Origin of the sequence: Methanocorpusculum petauri, from assembly GCF_026891975.1 — an archaeon.
Classification (GTDB): domain Archaea; phylum Halobacteriota; class Methanomicrobia; order Methanomicrobiales; family Methanocorpusculaceae; genus Methanocorpusculum; species Methanocorpusculum petauri.
In genome coordinates, this window is the sequence record NZ_JAPTGB010000022.1 from 1 (window position 1) to 18,065 (window position 18,065).

An 18,065-nucleotide genomic window follows, 5' to 3' on the forward strand; every position below is an offset into this window, starting at 1 on the left:
TATTAATTGACTGGAGATACCCGCACCCTTACCCTTTCCGTGATATTCCGTGGTTACTCCAAGCGAAACCACCGCGAAAGACTCCCGAAAACTACGTTCAAGAAAAGAGATGAAGTGATTTCGCGGGATTTCCGGTTTCGACAGGCACCCGGGCAAAGGTGTGTGCTGACGATTGAACGTTTCATGAGTTTACGATTTTTTTGTATATATTCGAAACAGGATGGGTGGCTCCCCAGCCAGAGAGTTCCTGTGGAGGCGGGAACGGGTGTTCCCTTTTTTTCGTTCAATCGTTGTGTGGGGGTTTTGCCAAGGATGCCTTGTGCCGCCGGTCAGGTGTGTTCCCTGAGGTGTTTTTCAGAAAAAAAGAGGAAGAGAGGGTTACTCTCTTCTTCTCAGGAAGACACCTGCGATGAGGAGTCCGAAGAGGAGTCCTGCAACCGGGGCGGGTGCCTGGGTTAAGGTGGGCGTGACGCCTGCCGCGGTGGTGGACACCGGTGCTGCGGTGGTGGCGGTTGTGCCGCTCTGTGCCTGCGTCGATGCCGGGGTCGCTTTGGCGGTCGGCTGGGTGGTTGTTCCACTCTGCTGCGAGCTGCTGCTCTGCGATGAACTGCTGCCGCCGGTCCATTTGGCGTAGAGTGTCATGTCACCGGAGATGCCGTCGCTGAAGCTCCAGCTTTGGGTGCAGGCGCTGTCTTTGTACCAGCCGGCAAAGGTGTAGCCGTCTTTGACGGGGTTGGCCGGTGCGGTGAGTTTGTCGCCGTAGGAGAGACCGGTTGCTGGGCTGATGAAGCTGCCGCCGCTGGTCTCGAAGAGGACGCGGAGTGCGCCGTCCATGTTGCCGTCACCGGAAGAGGAGATCGGCTGATACGTTGGCGTTGGTGTGGCAGCCCTCAGTCCAAGCAGCCAGGGCGAGGCTTCGGAGGCAGTGATCGTGAATACATAGTCGGTTCTATCCTCAGTTCTTTGTGGGGTGCCTTTGTCCACCAGATTCGTTCCGTCGAAGTGGTAGGCACGGACAGCACTGAGATCTTTTCCGGTGAACCATGACTTGGGTACTTTGAAGGTGAGGGTGAGTGTCGGGTTCTTGGATTTGATCTTGGTGATGTCCACGGTGACCATGGAGATCAGGGTGGCTGTTCCCTGAAGTTTGGTTTTTGCGTCTTCGTTGATCTCGGTGGAGATTGTCGGGAGATTATCGGAATCGAGGAGTTCCGTACCAGATGTTACCGCAAGGGTAAGCTTTGCCTGAACAACCCCGGAGGTTTCCGGAACCGTAATCTCATTGTACACAGCTTTCACATTTGAGAGATCGGCTGGATTCTGAGGTGTAACTGTCTTTCCATCATCAGAAACAGTTGGTACGTTTTCATACGTAAGTGTCAGGGTTATTTTGTCGCTGCCAGCTGGAGTGACGGTTACTTCTTTGGGATTTGTTGTGGATGCTACTGCCGTTCCATCAGATACCGTAACCACCTTAGTTTCGGAATCACATGATGCAGGGCTGTCCTGTTTTTGTACAACGATTGGGGCGTAGTAACCGTCCTTGACCGGTGTGTCACTCATGGCGTAACCTTCGGTATACTGAACTTTTGGCTCTCCAACGAGAAGAGTCTCGTAGGAAGGCGCAAGATAATTTCCGCCGCTGAGTGTAAACGTGGATGCTGTAAATGCCGGAGATTCTTCAGCGTATTTCTGATTGGCAATGGCCGCCACCTTTCCTTCAATCTTTGCAGAGTCTTTTATCTCTACGGAGAATGTTTTGGAATCAGTCAGATCAGTGTTACGAACATAGTTGCGGATGGCAACTCCTTTCTCGCTGGCGATCTTTGCCGTGCCGGAGATGGCCAGGGCGATGTTTCCATCATAACTGGTCGTTGTTCTCAGGACAATACCGGACCCGTCTTCCAGAGATCCACTTGAAGGTGTTGCCACCTCTTCTAAATGATCGCCGTTACCAGTGATTGTTCCTCCGGAAATGGTGTAGGTTCCTGAAACAATTTCAAGACCGCTCTTTCCGGTAACGGAACCTTCGGTCATGGTCATCTTCGTGTTTTCTGCGGAAAGGAAGATTGCCGCTCCCTCAGTACTGGTGAGTGTACCACCTTTGATCTCAATGGTTGGGGGCGTGTGTGTTCCATCTCCATTACCACCAATGACCGACTGTGGTGCGGTCAGTGTGATGTCTTTGTCATCGATGATGATCTTTCCGTAGTTGCTCACAAAGAACAGTGTTGCTCCCCCACTTGAGCCTTTGTTGAGGATGATCTCTCCGTTTCCTGTACTGTCAGTCACGGTGAGAGAACCGAGTGAGGAGCTAGTACCGTTAATTTTTATGAATCCTTTATTCCCATCTCCGTTTAATCTGGTTACGGTCAGAGTTTTTCCATTCAGATCGAGTGTGGATGTAACTTTATCGATGTAAACTCTGTCGGAATCGTCGGTGTAGGTGCCAGTGATACCCTCACCGAGCTTCACGTTCGCGCCTGTTTCAAGGCACGCCTTCAGATCCGCAAACGTGTGAACGATGAAGGTTCCGCCGGTGATCTGAGTAAATGGATTCGATAACACTTGTTGGTCACTGGCGTAATGATCACATCTAAACGACGCAATCTTTCCTTCGATGGTGCCGCCGGAAATTGTTACCGATGCTGTTTTCGCAGAGTTATCCTTATTCTTCAGATCCGTTGTACGGATAAAACTACGAATCGCAACTCCTTTCTCACTGGTGATTTTTGCCGTGTCGGAGATGGTCAGGGCGATGTTTCCATCATAACTGGTCGTTGTTCTCAGAAGGATGGCCGTACCTCCGTTTCCAATAGATCCACTTGAAGGTGCGGATATCTCCTGCGCGTAATCGCTGGTAGCGGTGACTGATCCTCCTTGGATATCTACTGTTCCGGAAACAATCTCGATACCATTTGGACCACTAATCTCGCCCCCGGTCATAGTGAGTTTGGTGTTCTTTGCTGACAGGAAGATTACCGCATCTTCCGTGCTGGTAAGTTTTCCTCCCTTGATCTCAATGGTTGGCGGTGTGTGAGTTCCGTCTCCGTTTCCACCAACTACAAACGCAGGTGCAGAGTACGTTCCATCTTCAATCACAACAGTACCATATTCGCTTGCAAAGAAGATAGTTGCCCATTTGTATGTTTCATGCTGTTGAATTAACGTGATTGTACCATTTTTAACGGTCAGTTTTCCCTGTTGGTCGGCGGTTCCGTTAACAATAATAAATCCGGTGTTCTTTCCAGCAGTACAGTTCACACTGAGTGTCTTGCCGTTTAAATCCAGGATTGTCTCAACACTCTTAACTGCAACCGAAGTGGAATAATCTCCAGACATATCATTTGCCAGAACAACTGTACCTCCTGCTGCAAGTTTAGTTTTCAGTTCTTCAAAAGTCTGAACGGAAGGTGTTGTCTCACCTGCACTGACAATACCTACCGCCAGCACACACAGAAGCACGACAGCTACCGCTAACAATATATTTTTCTTCATAATTCGCCTCAAGGTTGCTCATTATCCACATGCTATCCCTGTTGGATTCTCCTACCCGGTGGAGACATTTCAGGGAAATTGCAAAGACAAAGAGGGAATGAACGATACTGTCATACGATCTTTGTGGTGGTAATTTAACACCTTAGCTATCATTGTACTTCTGATCAATAATTAATCTATCTGATCATGGTGGGTGAAAACACTTTAATTCATGCCACAGAAGCGGTATAAGAACTCGGATCAAATACTTTATTAATGGCACGAATACCCGGAAAGCCTATTAAAACGAGAATTACGTATTATGCACCACCCGACGTGATTCAAATCATTAACCAAATGATTGATGAAGGTAAGTTCAACAACAAAAGCGATGTTGTTTCTGCCGCAATAAAAGAATACGCTCACGTTCTGGAGATGCAGAAGATCGATATTCTTGATGAAAAAATCCAGAACCTTGAAGATCGCATACAGGCAATGGAAGAAAAATATGCATCGCTGATCTCAGTTCTCTCCTCCCTGCAACCAAAAGAGTACGGCAACAAATAACTCCGGCAATACGCATTCCCGCATCCCGGATGTAACCGCTCTGTAACCGGCATGGCGGTTACAAAACCAACCGGTATTCTTCGAAAAAATCAGGAAATATCGGATGTCCTGCGACATTTGTTTTTTTGTAACCGATCCTCTGCCATTGTTCTCTGTACAAAAAATATTTTTATCTCCACAATACGAAACGAGCGGTTACAAAACAGAAAAACCTCACAATATTTGTTTAAATAAAAAACAAACATCGCTTGTGTTCCTATTTTGTAACCGCACCCACCGGTTACAGATCCTCTCCCCTGTCAGCTTCATCCTCCGGTATCTTTTGGAACAACACCTTCCTCCGGGAAACTCTTATATCTCTCCCCAACCGATCCCTTTCTCATGTCCGGATATCCCCTGCCCGCAGAACAGGACACCCGTGTTGAAGAACCGATCCCTCCCTTTGATCATCGCGGAACGTACCCCCGCCCCCCGTACGCATCGCGAACCGATCTCACCCGCGAAGAAATCCTGGCACTCTTCGGCTATCAGGACATCGGCCTCCCCGAACACCACTGGGACTGCTGCCTCTCCTCCGAACGGCATCAGGACTGCTTCGTCATCAACCGGGCACTGCGGGACGAACCCTTTCTTACATCTCTCTCTCCCCATGACAAAAACCTCTTCTGGCAGCTCCGGGACCTCCTCGACAGCGCAATTCTGAAAAGTACGCTCCCTGAAGATGTCTGGGTGATCAAAGGTCTTGGAGATCCCGGCTGGATCTCAAATATGCAGGAAACGGCAAACATGATCGATGCCGGTTATGGAAGTTTTTCCCTGCTGCCCCGGATTGCCCGAAAATATGCAGGCCTCAATGAAAGCAACGAACGTGTCTTTCTCACCCGCAGCATCCCGCGCGGAACTCCGGCATTATACATGGATGCAAAAGAACAGGAAGTACTGCTTCCGCGTGGTATCCAGTATTCCATTCAGGAAATAATTCACAGTCCCGCAGGTGAATTCCTCCCTGAGGACAAGGCGCTTGTTTATATCCTGACAATACCATAATGTAGTATATGAAACCGGCATCATGTGAGACAATGTTCAGTCTTGGTCACATCCTTCCCGACACCCGCTCGCCGGAAGACAAAAAGCGCAACCATGAAATAGCAATGGAAGCAATGGCGGCGTTGAAAGAAGCGGATCGAAAATACTCGGAAATGCTTAAGACCGAATAAACCCGCATTTTTTAAAATCTCTTTATAACTCCCCGCGCTCAAGCATATGCGTAAGGAATATCATATCAACTTTCATGCCAAAGCCTCCCTCGTCTAAAATAGAATCATATCCTGCTCAATATATGGACGAAGAAGTGGATCCATCCACTTAATTGGTACTAAATCCACCGTTCGTCCGAATAACTCCTCCAGATACCGTTTGAATGCAAAAAACTCCCGTAGCGGCAGACCACCCGAACGAAATGCATACAGAACATCAACATCGCTTTCCGGCGTATCCTCTCCCTGTGACACAGAATCGAATATACCGAGGGTCTCGACACCGAAACGTTCCCGTATCTGTGGTAAATGCGCATCAAATTTTCTGAGGACCTCCTCTTTGGTACTCACATATTCAGACATTTGTCTATGCGCTGCTATTTGTTGGTAGACATTATGATATTTTTCCTCATGCCGACCCGGTCACCTCTCTCGTGGGAAATATCCCTCCGTTCCCATCATATCTTCCCTCGTTCTTTCCCGGAAAAAAACATACTGACTGTATTTTTTTCTCATCCCATTCCCGATGAATTATTCGGTGACGTCTGTTGACGTTGTGTGAATTGCGTTCAGGGTTTCAAGAAGCGGCGGGATTTCATTGATGACGGTCAGCCAAACATATTCAATATCAACCCGGAAATACTGATGTGCAAGAACATTTCGCATCGATTTCATCTCACGGACCGGTATCATAGGGTATTTTCTGGAAAATTCATCAGATAGATTACCTGCTGCTTCTCCGATGATCTCAATCCGGCGAATCAATGCATCCTGATACGTCGGGTCACCGAGATATTCCTCATACGTTATCCGTGAAGTGAGTGCAGTTATTTTCCGGCATTCCTGAAGGATATGACAGAGAAGAATCTTATCTGAAACCGGGGATGTATTCATGGTCACGCAATGCTCATCTCCCGTCCATAGAGAATAGCATCACAGGCGACTGCATCACGGATAAGCGGTGACACATATTTGAGAGAGACCAGTCCGACTTCCCTCCCGAAGAGATCTTCCAGATAATATTTCAGATTGGCCATGTCCCGCATTCCTCCGTGACCGGTGGAAAAGGAATACAGAACATCAACATCGCTTTCCGGCGTATCCTCTCCCCGTGACACAGAACCGAATACACCGATGGTTTCAATGCCAAATCTTTCCTGAATTTCGGGAAGATGCGTCTTTAGTTTAGAAAGAACATCGTCTTTGATGCTTTGGTAGGAGGACATCTGGCTATGTATGTTTGTTGGTTGGTAGACATTATGATATTTTGCCTCATACCCGTGCAGCCCGTCCTCCGTCGATCCTCGAAAAAAATATTTTCAGATTCCCGGAATGTACGTCTTATCCTCAACAAAGTACGGAACGTACACAATCCGTGAACCCTTCACATCCAAATCATACCGGAGCACCTGTAAGATCCCCGGCTTCTCCTCCTCGTACCGGAGGAACAAAAACTCCGACAGCTCCGTAGCCGTATTCTGATTAATAACAACCGGCTTCAGATCCACCCGCTTATCCAGCGGCAACTCCGCAAACACCGGATTCCGGATCGTCAGATCCACCTCCCACCGCTCCGCCAGATACCGGGGGATGTCTGCCGCACAAATATAATAACTCCGCTTCCCCGAAATATCCGGCAGACCCGTCTTCGTATCACCGCCCCGCAGCTTATCCGTCACCGCAAGCTCCACATCAAACTTCCAGAACGGAATGTACTCCGGCTCACTCTCCATCGCCGCCTCCGCAAGCATATCCGGCCGGGCAACATCATACGGCACCACCTTCACCTCATCACTCGTCACATTCAGCAGCCGGTGACACTTTTTACAGACCGAAATCACCTCACCCCACGGCTGCTCCACCTCCTCACCGCAGACCGGACACAACAGAATCGTCGAATCTCTCTTCAGAATCTCATGATCCGTCAGCTTCTTCGGAACCCGCACCGCAGGCCGGAGACTCGTAATATTCTTCATCGTCCCTGAACTCACAAACGTCCTTCCCTCCTTAAACGCCGGATACGCCGCCATCGACATCGCAATACCAAGCAGAAGCAGAATCACCTGGAACAGCTCCGACAGCGGATGGGTCCCTGCATGCAGCAGCATCGCAAGCGACGACCCGATCATAATACCGCCCGCCGCAAGAGACAGAATCATCATCCGTGATCGCGCCGTCAAATTGATCGGCGCCGTACCCCCGAGAATCTCTCCCCGCACCGCATCAAGAATCGCCGTATAGTCTCCTCCCTGATACGCATAATGGGCAATCCAGACCGGCGCATACACCAGCTCAAACACCTTCGGCAGCAGGAATGACTTCTCCAGCGTCAGCGTATCAATCCGCTTCGCCGCCGTATCATCGATCATCTGCCGGATCGCCTCCCGGCCTCGTCTGCTTGCCTCAACCGCTGACCCTCCCGGCTCCATCGCAACAACCATCCCCGGCGTATACGCAACCTCATCACCCGGTTCAAGCCAGAGCTTCGACATGCCGTACTTTCCCGTATCACAGGCAACCTCCGTCCACACAAACTCATCATCTATCAGCTCTTTGTAGATGTTCCGTATCGTATTGCCCGTCTTCTCATCGTACTCCGAGTACCCACAGGCAACCGCCTTCCCCTGCGCAACAAACCGCCAGAACGGAATATAGATCAGATACAGCTCCGTCATCACCGCCTTGTCCGGCAGATCCGGCGCCTTGATACCCTTCGTAAACCAGTCACGGATCGTCCGGTCTGCAACGCCTTTCGTCACCTTCGGCCGGTACATCACCTCGCCGACGCGATCCTCAATCGAACGCTCAAGGCCCATGCGGCTCCTCCTTTTCCTTCATCGTAATGATACCAAGCATCTCGCTCTGATACAGGAAGATGAACAACAGAATCACCACAATCACAAAGATCCACGGATTAAAGTAAATCGCAACAAGACTTAACAGAAACATCGGAATAAATGCTGTCAGCGCCGTCTTCTTCCAGTTCACCGGCTCCTTGATCGGATGCCACTCCGGAAGAACCTGCCCTGAGTGTGCCTCCACCTCAATCATGTAAATGTTGTGCTTCATCTTGTAACTGATCAGCCACAGCGGCACGCCGATCAACTCCTCGCCCCGTGCAATCCCGTGAAGCTCTGGCAGATACACGGATGAGTCCACGGTCACCGGCAAAACAACCGCATCCTCCGGCGTCTCGATAATTTCCGCATCATGATAGTATTTCATATTTTGCAGTCCCGTCAGAAGCGTACCGCAGGCAGGCCGGTAGATCGTCTTGTCCTCGCCGCCGTCCTCACGCAGGTACCGCCAGAACGGATAGTACACCATCACAGCTTTCCCGAACCGCACCTTTTCGATCGGAACAAAAGGAATCTGATCAGAGCCGAGCCATCTGCGGACAATACCGCGTGCGGTCTCCTCATCAATCTGCGGGGGAATCACCCGTGAACAGACCGGCCGCTCATACGATGTTGTCCCCTCTCGTGCATCTGCCATAGATACGTGAATATATGCGTGTTTTGGAAGATAGATGTTTTGCAAGTGACGGGGATTTTTCCTGCCGGAAAAACAGGTACGGGTGGTGAGCAGGCAGAAGGAATGCGATTCATGGTTCCTCAGAACAAAATCACACCCGCGTACATTCCTCCAGAAAAATCATGGCCAAATAACCCCCATTATCCATGCGCCTCTCACCTTAAATCCCGCCCAGACGGAAAATCTCTCCAAAAACACCGCATCCTTTCCTCTCAAACCCGTCGCATTTATATCTTCAATGAACATAAATATACATCAACGTCTGTAAGTTGTGATATCTGATGCTGAATATAACCACCTTCCTCGATGCAAATGCCTGCCGCCTTGCAAAGCCGGTCTTCTTCTGCCCCGAGAGAAACACCTCCTACACCTCATCCGACATTCTCGGAATCATCTCAGGAATTGCCCGCACCCTCAAATCCTTTGGAGTCGCCAAAGGTGACCGGGTCATCCTCTACCTCAACAGCAGCCCCGAATACCTCTTCTCCTACCTCGCCCTCTGGCGGATAGGTGCAGTCGCCGTCCCGACCAACCGCGTCTACACTCCAAGCGAACTTGCCTACATGATTGAAAATGCCGGAGCCCGCGTCTTCATCACCGATGCAGACGGCGCCGTCGCCGCAAAAGATCTCAATGTTACCGTGTACGTCCCGGAAAACATTGAGGAGCTTCGCACCTCTCCGGTACTTCTTCCCGAACCGACCACTGCCGACGACCTCTGCCAACTCCAGTACACCTCCGGCACAACCGGAAAACCCAAAGGCGCCATGCTCACCCACGGCAACTGGCTTGCCGCAATTCACAACGAGTGTGACGTCCTTACTCTCAAACAGGACGATACCTATCTCGGCATCTACCCGATGGGACACGTCGGCCTCTCGTGGGGAATCGCCGCCATGCGGGCGGGAGCCTGCTACATCATGATGGAACGCTACGACCCGGACAAATATCTTGCACTCTGCAGGGAACACCGTGTCACGGTACTTTCCGGCATGCCGCCGGTCATCCATTCACTTGTGGAAGCCCCTGCCGGAACCGAAGAAATGGTCGCCACCGTCCGCGAGATCATCTCCGGCGGCGGCCCCCTTCATCATGAAATCTGGAAAAATTTCCACCATCGCTACAACATCCCGATCATCAACGCCTACGGTCTTTCGGAAACCGTTGTGATCGGTACCGGCACCGTTATCCGGCCTGAAGACTACGCATCCGCCGACCGGTTCCAGAGTGTGGGACATCCGGTCTGCTTCTCCGAAGTAAAGATCGTTGACGAGGCGGACGCATCCCGTGAACTCCCGCCTGAAACTCCGGGCGAGATCGCCCTCAGAGGCCCTGCGGTTGCCAAAGGATACTGGAACATGCCGGAGGAAACCGCTCAGGCATTTCTCCCGGACGGCTGGTTCCTCACCGGCGACGTCGGCTATCTCGATAAAGATCACCGCCTCTGCTTAACCGACCGCAAAAAGGACATGATCGTCATGTCCGGCTGGAAAATTTATCCGACCGAGGTTGAAGAGGCCCTCCTCAAATACCCGGACATTGCAGAAGTTGCAGTCTTCGGTATCCCGCATCCGCACCGGGGAGAAATTCCCGTTGCCGCTGTCGTCTGGCGGGCGGGCCGGGACGGCTCGGACAGAGAAGCCGGACTCCTTGCATTTGCCAGGGAGCATCTGGCAGGATACAAAGTTCCCCGAAAACTTTACACGGTGGATGCCCTTCCCCGCGTAAACGGATGGAAGCTCCTCAGGCGTGAGCTTCGTGAAACATTCGCCTGAATATCAATACGGAAGTCATCAATCATGAAATCACGCGATATTGCCCTGGTAGGCATACTGCTTGCCGCAGGGGCAATCGCCCGGTACATCTCGCTCTTTGTGCCGGGAGCAATCGTTGCAAACCTAACGATTGCATTCTACTGTCTTGCGATCATCCTCGTCGTCCCGAAGTTCCGGGAGGCTATTGGTATCGGTCTTGTGGCCGGTATCATCTGTGCGGTCTTCTCACACTCCATCTTCCCCCTGGGAAATCTCATCTCCGAACCCATCGGTGCGGTCGTGTGCCTTGCGGTCTATAAACTGATCAAAGATCACACGCGGCTTGCTCCGGCAGTAGCGACTGCTGTCGCAACTCCTGCGAGCGGTTTTTCCTTCATCGGAATTACCTGCTGTGTGATGCTTGCAACCTCGCCCGACGCAACAGTTGGTACTGTTGTCGCATTCGCCATTGCCATGGTTCCGATCGTTGCAAGTGCCGTGATTGTGAACACCATCATCGCCCAGATAGTTGCAATGCCGGCAACCACCGTCATGCAGAAGACCCGCAGCATGACCAAGGCAGAGCACACCGGCCCCGCCCCTGCGGACACGCCGATCGTTCTCGATCACGTCGGCTTCACCTATCAGGCGGCCGGCACCCCGTCGCTTGACGACGTCTCCCTTACCATCAGGGAAGGCGAGTTCATCGTCATCAGCGGCCCGTCCGGCGCCGGAAAGACCACGCTCGCCCGTGCCCTCTCCGGAGTTCTCGTCCATGCCTACGGCGGCGACCTGACCGGCTCAATCTCCATCGCCGGAAAGTATGCCGACGAGTATGAAGACGTAACCGAACTCTCTCGGCAGGTCGGCATGGTCTTCGACGATGCCGACGCCCAGCTGATCTTCACGACCGTTGAAGAAGAGATTCTCACCGGTCTTGAGACCCGCGGTCTCTCTGCGGACGAGGTTGCGAAAAAACTCGACGAAATCTACAAGATCACCTGCACCGGTCATCTCAAAGACCGTGCGCCGCACGCTCTTTCCGGAGGACAGAAACAGCGCGTTGCCATGGCCGCCGCCCTCTCCCGCGAAACGCCGATCCTTATTCTGGACGAGGCAACCTCCGAGCTTGACAAAAACGCCCGCCGTCAGGTGTACATGCTGCTCAAAGGTCTTACCGACCGCGGTCACATTGTTGTTCTCGTTGAACACATGACCGATGAAACCCTCGGCTATGCGACCCGCATGATCCGGCTGGAGAACGGTAAAATCGTGTACGACGGTGAACCGGTTGCAGAAAATTTCACCTGCCAGGAGATTCCGAAGACCTCTGCACCCGGAGAAATAATTCTTGAGGCTGTTCATCTGACCCATCGTTTCGGTGAGGTTCTTGCGCTGGATGATGTCTCACTTACCTTCGCAAAAGGAGAGATTGTTGCCATTCTCGGTGAGAACGGTTCCGGCAAGACGACACTGGTCAAGCATCTCAACGGCCTGCTTCGTCCTGACAGCGGGAATGTTATCCTGAACGGTGAGGACATCACCGGAAAGTCCGTCTCAGGAATTGCCAAGACGGTGGGGCTTGTGTTCCAGAACCCGGACACGATGCTGTTTGAGAACACCTGTGAGCGGGAGATTCTCTTCGGTCTGAAAAATGTCGGCAACCCGGACCCCGCCGCAGCGCTTGCAGCGCTTGCGGCGGTCGGACTTGGCGGCAAAGCGAATGTCAACCCCCGTCATCTCAGCCGCGGCGAACGTCAGCGGCTGGCGCTTGCGTGTGTGCTTGCCATGGATCAGCAGATCGTCATCATGGACGAGCCGACCACCGGCCTTGACATGCAGGAGTCGTATGAGATCATGCAGGTACTGACCGGCATGCGCAACGCTGGGAAGACCATTCTGATGGTCACCCACAATCCGGTACTCGCCGAGAAGTTCTCGGACAGAATTGTCGAGATGGAAACAGGTCGTGTGACCGCCGTCCGCGGAGGTGCGTGAAATGGAAGACATAATGCAGTATATCCCGGGTGACCGGTTCGTTCACCGTCTCTCTCCGATGACCAAGATCATCTTCGCGGTCGGCATGATGTTTGCCGCGATCTTCACGACGAATCTTGCAATCCTTGCGGGACTGATTGCGATCGTTTTGATCGTCGCCGCCGCCGGTGGACTCTTCCGGGTTCTTCTCCGTCAGGTGCCGCTCTTAATCATCCTCGGTCTTGCACTTGTTGTCCTGACGATTCTGACGAACGCCACGGGAGATGTTCTCTTCTATCTGCTGCCGAACGATCTTCTGCCGGTAACGACCGGTGCAATTCTGTTCGCGGTTCAGATGGCGCTGCGGTTTGCGGTTCTCATCTTCGCGTTCCAGCTGCTGGTCATCTCGACCCAGCCGCGGTATCTGGTGAATGCCCTTTACACGCTGCGGGTCCCGGGCGATTATGCGCTGATGTTCCTGATTGCCATCCGGTTCATCCCGACACTTCAGCGGGAAGGCGCCCGGATCAACGAGGCACAGCTCTCCCGCGGATACTTCCCCGGCGGCGGTGTGATCGGCAAGGTCAAACAGCTCGGGCCCGTGATGCTTCCGCTGATGCTGAACTCGCTTGCCAAGGCCGACACTCTTGGTCTTACGATCGATATGCGGGGTTACCGTCTGGCGTCCGAGTACCGGAGGAAGCTGACGTACCATGCCGCGGATGCAGGACTGATCCTTCTTGTGGTCCTCATTCTTGCAGGGGTTGCGGCGATAACCCTCCTCTGATTTTTTTATGATTCGTTTGTTTGTTCCGGAGGATACCGAAAGTGTGATGGACATCTGGTTCTCCGCCAGTCTTCTTGCCCATGACTTCATCCCTGCTTCCTACTGGAAGGAGCAGTCCGGAGTCGTGCGGGATCAGTATCTGCCGCTGTCCGTGACGTACGTTTTCGTGGAGGAGGATCGCGTCTGCGGTTTTCTCAGCATTCTTAACGGGAGTACGATTGGTGCACTGTTTGTTGCACCTGACTGCCAGGGCCGGGGAATCGGTTCGGCACTGCTTGGTCATGTGCAGGAGGCCGCGGAAGTTCTCACGCTCTGTGTGTACGTGGAAAATTCTGCGGCACGAATGTTTTATGAAAAACGGGGTTTTGTACTTCTGTCCCGCCGTGAGACAGAGACCGGACATGATGAGTATGTGATGCGGTGGGTTGCAGAATCCTGATGAATGGTTTCACTATTGGATATTATATCCTACTTGGGTAGTTGATAGGACAGTAGTATTAAATGAGAGCGGAGTGGATAATTATTAATGATAATTCGGGCAAAAAATAAGGAATTATTTCAACACTCCGGACTGACAAATATACAACAGGAGAATCAGGCGCAAAATGAAGCTGAATCTGAGTCTGGACAGCCCATATTGAAATCCTACCCAAGAAGGATTGTATGTGAATTAACGAATGCATGCAACCTCTCGTGTATCATGTGCGGCAGAAATGCGGCTGAATTTCATCCAACCCGGTTCAAGTTGGAATGGCTGCAGAAATTGTCGCCTCTATTTTCCCATTCTGAAGAAATAACTCTGATGGGCTGGGGGGAACCTACCATCCATCCGGACTTCACTGAGATATTGAAATATGTGGATCAGTTTCCATTAAAGAAATACTTCTGTACAAACGGAATGAAACTTGATGAGCTGACGGATGCAATTTTTACGTATCATGTGGATATCATTGCAGTGAGTCTTGACGGCTCCACTTCGGAGATGAATGATCGGATTCGCAAGGGTGGAAGTTTCCAAAAGATCACTGAATCCCTGAGAAGTATCATCTCTATCCGCAATACTCGCGGCCTTACTGCTCCGTACATCAATTTTGTGTTCACTGCAATGAAGGATAATTATCACCAGATTCCGGAGATGATTGACCTCGCGGCAGATATTGGTCTTGATGAAGTAAAGGTCGTCTATTTCACCTCGTTCAGAAGTGATCTTGACTCTCAGACACTCTTCAATATGCAGGATGATGTTCGGGCCGTATTTGAACAAGCTGCTGAAAAAGCTGATTCCTATGATATCAAATTAAAACTTCCCTACATTCAGGGTGAAGATCCGGCTGAGTCAGAACCTCACAGGCCCTGCTATGTTGGATGGCGCGATTTATTTATTGGATCGGACGGGTACATCCGCCCATGCATGTCAACACCTCTGAAATTTCTGCATATTGATGAGATGAGCACGTTTGATGATCTGTGGAATCATCCCTTGTATCAGTCATTTCGTACGACGGTCAATGACTCTGAAGCCATGCCTGCATCATGTAAAACCTGTTATCAGTCGTCCGTTGCCAACTGGAATCTACCGCGATCCTTTATCCAGCATGGATTAACGTTCGGGCCTGAGTGGGAGGATGAATAGGTATCCAATCAACCATAAAACTCCGTTCACGTGAGAGGGTGGACATGCGTCTGTTTGACGATGTGAGATTTTGTTCCGCTTTAAGCGGAACAAAACCTCACATTAGAATTGATGTGATGTTTTACAACTCCGCTCTGACATTCCTCGCTGCCTCGCACATATTCGCGAGCTTTGCAAACGCAACCTCCGGCGTGTGCATCCGAAGACCGCAGTCGGGATCGATCAGAATATTTTCCTCCCCGAACACCTCCACACAGGATCGGATCCGCTTTTCGATCTCTTTCACCGACTCCACCTCCGGATCGGAACTTTTCACACAACCGCAGCCGATCTTTTTGTTACGCAGATCATGCCGTGAGATGTCGGAGAGGTTGTCGGGGCTTACCGAGTACTCGAAATCGATCACATCCACCGGCAGTCGTGTCCATTCCGACGCAATCGTGTCCAGCCTGCCGCAGGTGTGAATGCACGACGGTGTTTCAATATCCCTGAAGATGATCTTCAGTGCTTCCCTTGCCGTTTCAATATCCATCGCGCCGGTGGAAAGAATCGGCTCGTCCACCTGAATCATATACACCCCGCTCGCTGCAAGAAATTTTGCCTCCGAGTGAAGTGCTGCCGCAAGATCCAGCACCTGTTCATTGTGCTACGCAATATTTTTTGATAATTTTTATTTAGAATATTTTATGCTGTTTGGCATGTGAGTATATTGTAGGATGTCGCATCAGCAGAGCAGAGCAGAGCAGAGCAGAGCAGAGCAGAGCAGAGCCTATAGAAAAATATTATCAATCTCTCAAAACATCAAAAACTGAAAATAGTGGTATTCGTTTTGGACAATGGTGTACAAACGTATGGAATAAATGTCCATTCAGTCATTCTCAATGTGCCACCTCTTTTTTGTATAAACTCAGACGAACAGTCTACGGTAAAAGAGATCATCAGGTTGGCAATGGGGGTTCTTGTAAAATCCTGGAACATGAGGAAGAGTACAAGAAACTGTATGATCTTCTTAGTGATGAAAAATCTCGAAAAACCCTGATGTGCATTCTGCGATATAGAATCACCGGAGATTTTGAACTGCTTCATGCTGAGAGTGATTTCATATTTAACCAGTACTTCGACAAGAACATTATGCAGTTCACTGACAGTGAAGTATTTGTAGACTGTGGTGGGTTTGTTGGAGATACTACTGAGATGTTTATCAGCCGGATACGAAATTTTTCAAAAATCTATCTCTATGAACCAGAAAGAGGGAACTTTGAAAAGGCTGTCCGTTATCTCTCAACATGGGAAAGAGATGTATTTGATAAAATTGTCTTGAGAAATGCGGGTGTCGGGAAAGAAAGAGCGTCACTCAGGATATCTTCAGAAGGTTCGGGGTCCCATATCTCACAGTCAGGAGATCAGGAGATTCAGATTGCTTCCCTTGACGATGATATCAATGAACCTGTCACGTTCATCAAAATGGATATCGAAGGATTTGAATTGGATGCTCTGATGGGAGCAAAGAATCATATTATAACGGAAAAACCAAAACTTGCCATCTGTGTGTATCACAAACCCGATGACCTCTGGCAGATTCCCGAATACATCTTGCAATTAAATCCGTCATACAAACTCTATCTCCGACAGTACAAAGCAGGTGATGGAAACAATGCGTGGGAATCAGTACTGTATGCGGTTTAATCAGGATGAACCGATGATCTGTTTCTGATGTGAATGACTCCCAACCAAATTTTATTCCTGGTTTTCCGATGGTATTGAGCAGATCAACGTCAATACCTTCTGCTTCCCCGGCTTCGACAACCATATTCGAAAAGGGAAATAATGCCGGATTCAGACTGATGGTATAGGTTGGTTTTTTCATCCACGCATCCGGCGGAAAACGAAAACATGCCGATACACAAAAACACGCACAGAGAAAAAACCAATACAGTTCATACTGTTCGGACAGGACTCATTACACATCTCTGTATAGTAGCGTATCCTGAATCTATATTTGAGTTTTTCTCTGCATCTCAATTTTTCGTCATGGGTTGTTATAGTTCAGCCCTGACGTTCCTCGCTGCTTCGCACATATTCGCGAGCTTTGCAAATGCCACCTCCGGCGTGTGCATCCGAAGACCGCAGTCGGGATCGATCAGAATATTTTCTTCCCCGAACACCTCCACACAGGATCGGATCCGCTTTTCGATCTCTTCCACCGACTCCACCTCCGGATCGGAACTTTTCACACAACCGCAGCCGATCTTTTTGTTACGCAGATCATGCCGTGAGATGTCGGAGAGGTTGTCGGGGCTTACCGAGTACTCGAAATCGATCACATCCACCGGCAGTCGTGTCCATTCCGACGCAATCGTGTCCAGCCTGCCGCAGGTGTGAATGCACGACGGTGTTTCAATATCCCTGAAGATGATCTTCAGTGCTTCCCTTGCCGTTTCAATATCCATCGCGCCGGTGGAAAGAATCGGCTCGTCCACCTGAATCATATACACCCCGCTCGCTGCAAGAAATTTTGCCTCCGAATGAAGTGCTGCCGCAAGATCCAGTACCAGCTCATCCCGGTTCCGGTAGGCGGGTGTCTCAATCTTCAGCGCATACGCCAACGTACACGGTCCGGTCAGAATGCCTTTCACATACTTTGTCTGTGTTAAAGCATACCGCGTATCAGCGACTGTAATCGGTTTTTCCGAAATCCCGATTGTACCCGTAACCGTATTTCCATTGATCCCCGGGAGCTTTGAGACGAATGCCTGTACCATATCAGCCCTCACCTGCCCGTCGGAGATGATATCCACGCCTGCCCGGAGCTGCTCGGCGACAGCAAACTGTACCGCTTTCTTGTACGGATCAAAAAGTGCGGAAAGACCGGTACCTTTCACACACGGGAAAGAACCAACAACCGTGGTCGGGAGAAGTTTCGGAAGGTGCATCTCTACAGCATTCGGGAAGAAACATAAAAAAAGTTTGTATTGTTGTCTGTGTCACCCAAACCAGGACCCTCACTGTCAATACCATGAAAAAATCCTGCTGGCGTACCTTCGCAGGATCACAGAATTCCCTGACGAAAAAAGAAAGAT

General features: G+C 50.6%; 17 protein-coding genes. 9 read left to right on the forward strand and 8 right to left on the reverse strand.

The features are described from left to right. Positions 1–378: 378 nt before the first annotated feature. Positions 379–3,498 carry an InlB B-repeat-containing protein gene (locus tag O0S10_RS09000; protein ID WP_268925547.1) on the reverse strand — a complete coding sequence of 1,040 codons (3,120 nt, stop codon included), beginning with the start codon at positions 3,496–3,498 and terminating at the stop codon, positions 379–381. A 336-nt stretch (positions 3,499–3,834) separates the two neighbouring features. Between O0S10_RS09000 and O0S10_RS09005 the strand changes: the two genes are divergently transcribed. The 3 genes from O0S10_RS09005 to O0S10_RS09015 all read left to right on the forward strand — a co-directional run bounded on the left by O0S10_RS09005 (position 3,835) and on the right by O0S10_RS09015 (position 5,261). Further along, on the forward strand, positions 3,835–4,044 hold the full coding sequence (locus O0S10_RS09005; RefSeq protein WP_268925548.1) for a hypothetical protein: 210 nt from the start codon (positions 3,835–3,837) through the stop codon (positions 4,042–4,044). Between the two features lie 381 nt (positions 4,045–4,425). After that, positions 4,426–5,091 carry an ADP-ribosyltransferase gene (locus O0S10_RS09010; RefSeq protein ID WP_268925549.1) on the forward strand — a complete coding sequence of 222 codons (666 nt, stop codon included), beginning with the start codon at positions 4,426–4,428 and terminating at the stop codon, positions 5,089–5,091. Between the two features lie 8 nt (positions 5,092–5,099). Further along, entirely contained in the window at positions 5,100–5,261 is a 162-nt protein-coding gene (locus tag O0S10_RS09015; protein WP_268925550.1) for a hypothetical protein, read from the forward strand. Between the two features lie 93 nt (positions 5,262–5,354). On the opposite strand, the gene O0S10_RS09020 is transcribed toward O0S10_RS09015, so the two are convergent. The 5 genes from O0S10_RS09020 to O0S10_RS09040 form a co-directional block, all read right to left on the reverse strand. Further along, complete coding sequence (locus O0S10_RS09020) at positions 5,355–5,663, reverse strand: nucleotidyltransferase family protein (protein WP_268925551.1); 309 nt, start codon at positions 5,661–5,663, stop codon at positions 5,355–5,357. Positions 5,664–5,831: 168 nt separating this feature from the next. After that, on the reverse strand, positions 5,832–6,194 hold the full coding sequence (locus tag O0S10_RS09025) for a HepT-like ribonuclease domain-containing protein (protein ID WP_268925581.1): 363 nt from the start codon (positions 6,192–6,194) through the stop codon (positions 5,832–5,834). Positions 6,195–6,196: 2 nt separating this feature from the next. Further along, a complete protein-coding gene (locus O0S10_RS09030) occupies positions 6,197–6,526 on the reverse strand; it encodes a nucleotidyltransferase family protein (RefSeq protein ID WP_268925552.1) in 330 nt (109 codons plus the stop codon). Between the two features lie 93 nt (positions 6,527–6,619). Continuing rightward, positions 6,620–8,116: a hypothetical protein gene (locus O0S10_RS09035; protein ID WP_268925553.1), complete on the reverse strand. Its 1,497-nt coding sequence runs from the start codon at positions 8,114–8,116 to the stop codon at positions 6,620–6,622. After that, positions 8,106–8,795 carry a hypothetical protein gene (locus O0S10_RS09040; RefSeq protein ID WP_268925554.1) on the reverse strand — a complete coding sequence of 230 codons (690 nt, stop codon included), beginning with the start codon at positions 8,793–8,795 and terminating at the stop codon, positions 8,106–8,108. The genes O0S10_RS09035 and O0S10_RS09040 overlap by 11 nt, the downstream gene beginning before the upstream one ends. Positions 8,796–9,115: 320 nt before the next feature. Between O0S10_RS09040 and O0S10_RS09045 the strand changes: the two genes are divergently transcribed. From O0S10_RS09045 to O0S10_RS09070, 5 genes are all read left to right on the forward strand, one after another. After that, complete coding sequence (locus O0S10_RS09045) at positions 9,116–10,609, forward strand: class I adenylate-forming enzyme family protein (RefSeq protein WP_268925555.1); 1,494 nt, start codon at positions 9,116–9,118, stop codon at positions 10,607–10,609. Positions 10,610–10,633: 24 nt separating this feature from the next. Further along, positions 10,634–12,586: an ABC transporter ATP-binding protein gene (locus tag O0S10_RS09055; RefSeq protein WP_338148566.1), complete on the forward strand. Its 1,953-nt coding sequence runs from the start codon at positions 10,634–10,636 to the stop codon at positions 12,584–12,586. A gap of 1 nt (position 12,587) precedes the next feature. Then, the gene (locus O0S10_RS09060; protein WP_268925556.1) at positions 12,588–13,352 is read left to right on the forward strand and encodes an energy-coupling factor transporter transmembrane component T family protein; all 765 of its coding nucleotides are present in this window, start codon (positions 12,588–12,590) and stop codon (positions 13,350–13,352) included. A 7-nt stretch (positions 13,353–13,359) separates the two neighbouring features. Beyond that, complete coding sequence (locus tag O0S10_RS09065; RefSeq protein ID WP_268925557.1) at positions 13,360–13,791, forward strand: N-acetyltransferase; 432 nt, start codon at positions 13,360–13,362, stop codon at positions 13,789–13,791. An 87-nt stretch (positions 13,792–13,878) separates the two neighbouring features. Then, entirely contained in the window at positions 13,879–14,985 is a 1,107-nt protein-coding gene (locus O0S10_RS09070; protein ID WP_268925558.1) for a radical SAM protein, read from the forward strand. A 121-nt stretch (positions 14,986–15,106) separates the two neighbouring features. Here the strand turns inward: O0S10_RS09070 and O0S10_RS09075 are convergent, their stop codons facing one another. Then, a complete protein-coding gene (locus tag O0S10_RS09075; protein WP_268925559.1) occupies positions 15,107–15,619 on the reverse strand; it encodes a uroporphyrinogen decarboxylase family protein in 513 nt (170 codons plus the stop codon). A 59-nt stretch (positions 15,620–15,678) separates the two neighbouring features. On the opposite strand from O0S10_RS09075, the gene O0S10_RS09080 reads away from it, so the two are divergent. Beyond that, a complete protein-coding gene (locus O0S10_RS09080) occupies positions 15,679–16,671 on the forward strand; it encodes an FkbM family methyltransferase (RefSeq protein ID WP_268925560.1) in 993 nt (330 codons plus the stop codon). A 353-nt stretch (positions 16,672–17,024) separates the two neighbouring features. Here the strand turns inward: O0S10_RS09080 and O0S10_RS09085 are convergent, their stop codons facing one another. Further along, positions 17,025–17,918 (reverse strand): methionine synthase, encoded by an 894-nt coding sequence (locus O0S10_RS09085; protein WP_268925561.1) that lies wholly within the window; start codon positions 17,916–17,918, stop codon positions 17,025–17,027. Positions 17,919–18,065 lie beyond the last annotated feature (147 nt).

Excerpts from the sequence above, each read along its gene's own strand:
- O0S10_RS09065 (WP_268925557.1), top strand. The coding sequence starts at position 13,360 with ATGATTCGTTTGTTTGTTCCGGAGGATACCGAAAGTGTGATGGACATC.
- O0S10_RS09025 (WP_268925581.1), bottom strand. The coding sequence starts at position 6,194 with ATGAATACATCCCCGGTTTCAGATAAGATTCTTCTCTGTCATATCCTT.
- O0S10_RS09035 (WP_268925553.1), bottom strand. The coding sequence starts at position 8,116 with ATGGGCCTTGAGCGTTCGATTGAGGATCGCGTCGGCGAGGTGATGTAC.
- O0S10_RS09060 (WP_268925556.1), top strand. The coding sequence starts at position 12,588 with ATGGAAGACATAATGCAGTATATCCCGGGTGACCGGTTCGTTCACCGT.
- O0S10_RS09020 (WP_268925551.1), bottom strand. The coding sequence starts at position 5,663 with ATGTCTGAATATGTGAGTACCAAAGAGGAGGTCCTCAGAAAATTTGAT.
- O0S10_RS09070 (WP_268925558.1), top strand. The coding sequence starts at position 13,879 with ATGATAATTCGGGCAAAAAATAAGGAATTATTTCAACACTCCGGACTG.
- O0S10_RS09005 (WP_268925548.1), top strand. The coding sequence starts at position 3,835 with ATGATTGATGAAGGTAAGTTCAACAACAAAAGCGATGTTGTTTCTGCC.
- O0S10_RS09015 (WP_268925550.1), top strand. The coding sequence starts at position 5,100 with ATGAAACCGGCATCATGTGAGACAATGTTCAGTCTTGGTCACATCCTT.
- O0S10_RS09085 (WP_268925561.1), bottom strand. The coding sequence starts at position 17,918 with ATGCACCTTCCGAAACTTCTCCCGACCACGGTTGTTGGTTCTTTCCCG.
- O0S10_RS09010 (WP_268925549.1), top strand. The coding sequence starts at position 4,426 with ATGTCCGGATATCCCCTGCCCGCAGAACAGGACACCCGTGTTGAAGAA.
- O0S10_RS09040 (WP_268925554.1), bottom strand. The coding sequence starts at position 8,795 with ATGGCAGATGCACGAGAGGGGACAACATCGTATGAGCGGCCGGTCTGT.
- O0S10_RS09055 (WP_338148566.1), top strand. The coding sequence starts at position 10,634 with ATGAAATCACGCGATATTGCCCTGGTAGGCATACTGCTTGCCGCAGGG.
- O0S10_RS09030 (WP_268925552.1), bottom strand. The coding sequence starts at position 6,526 with ATGTCCTCCTACCAAAGCATCAAAGACGATGTTCTTTCTAAACTAAAG.
- O0S10_RS09045 (WP_268925555.1), top strand. The coding sequence starts at position 9,116 with ATGCTGAATATAACCACCTTCCTCGATGCAAATGCCTGCCGCCTTGCA.
- O0S10_RS09000 (WP_268925547.1), bottom strand. The coding sequence starts at position 3,498 with ATGAAGAAAAATATATTGTTAGCGGTAGCTGTCGTGCTTCTGTGTGTG.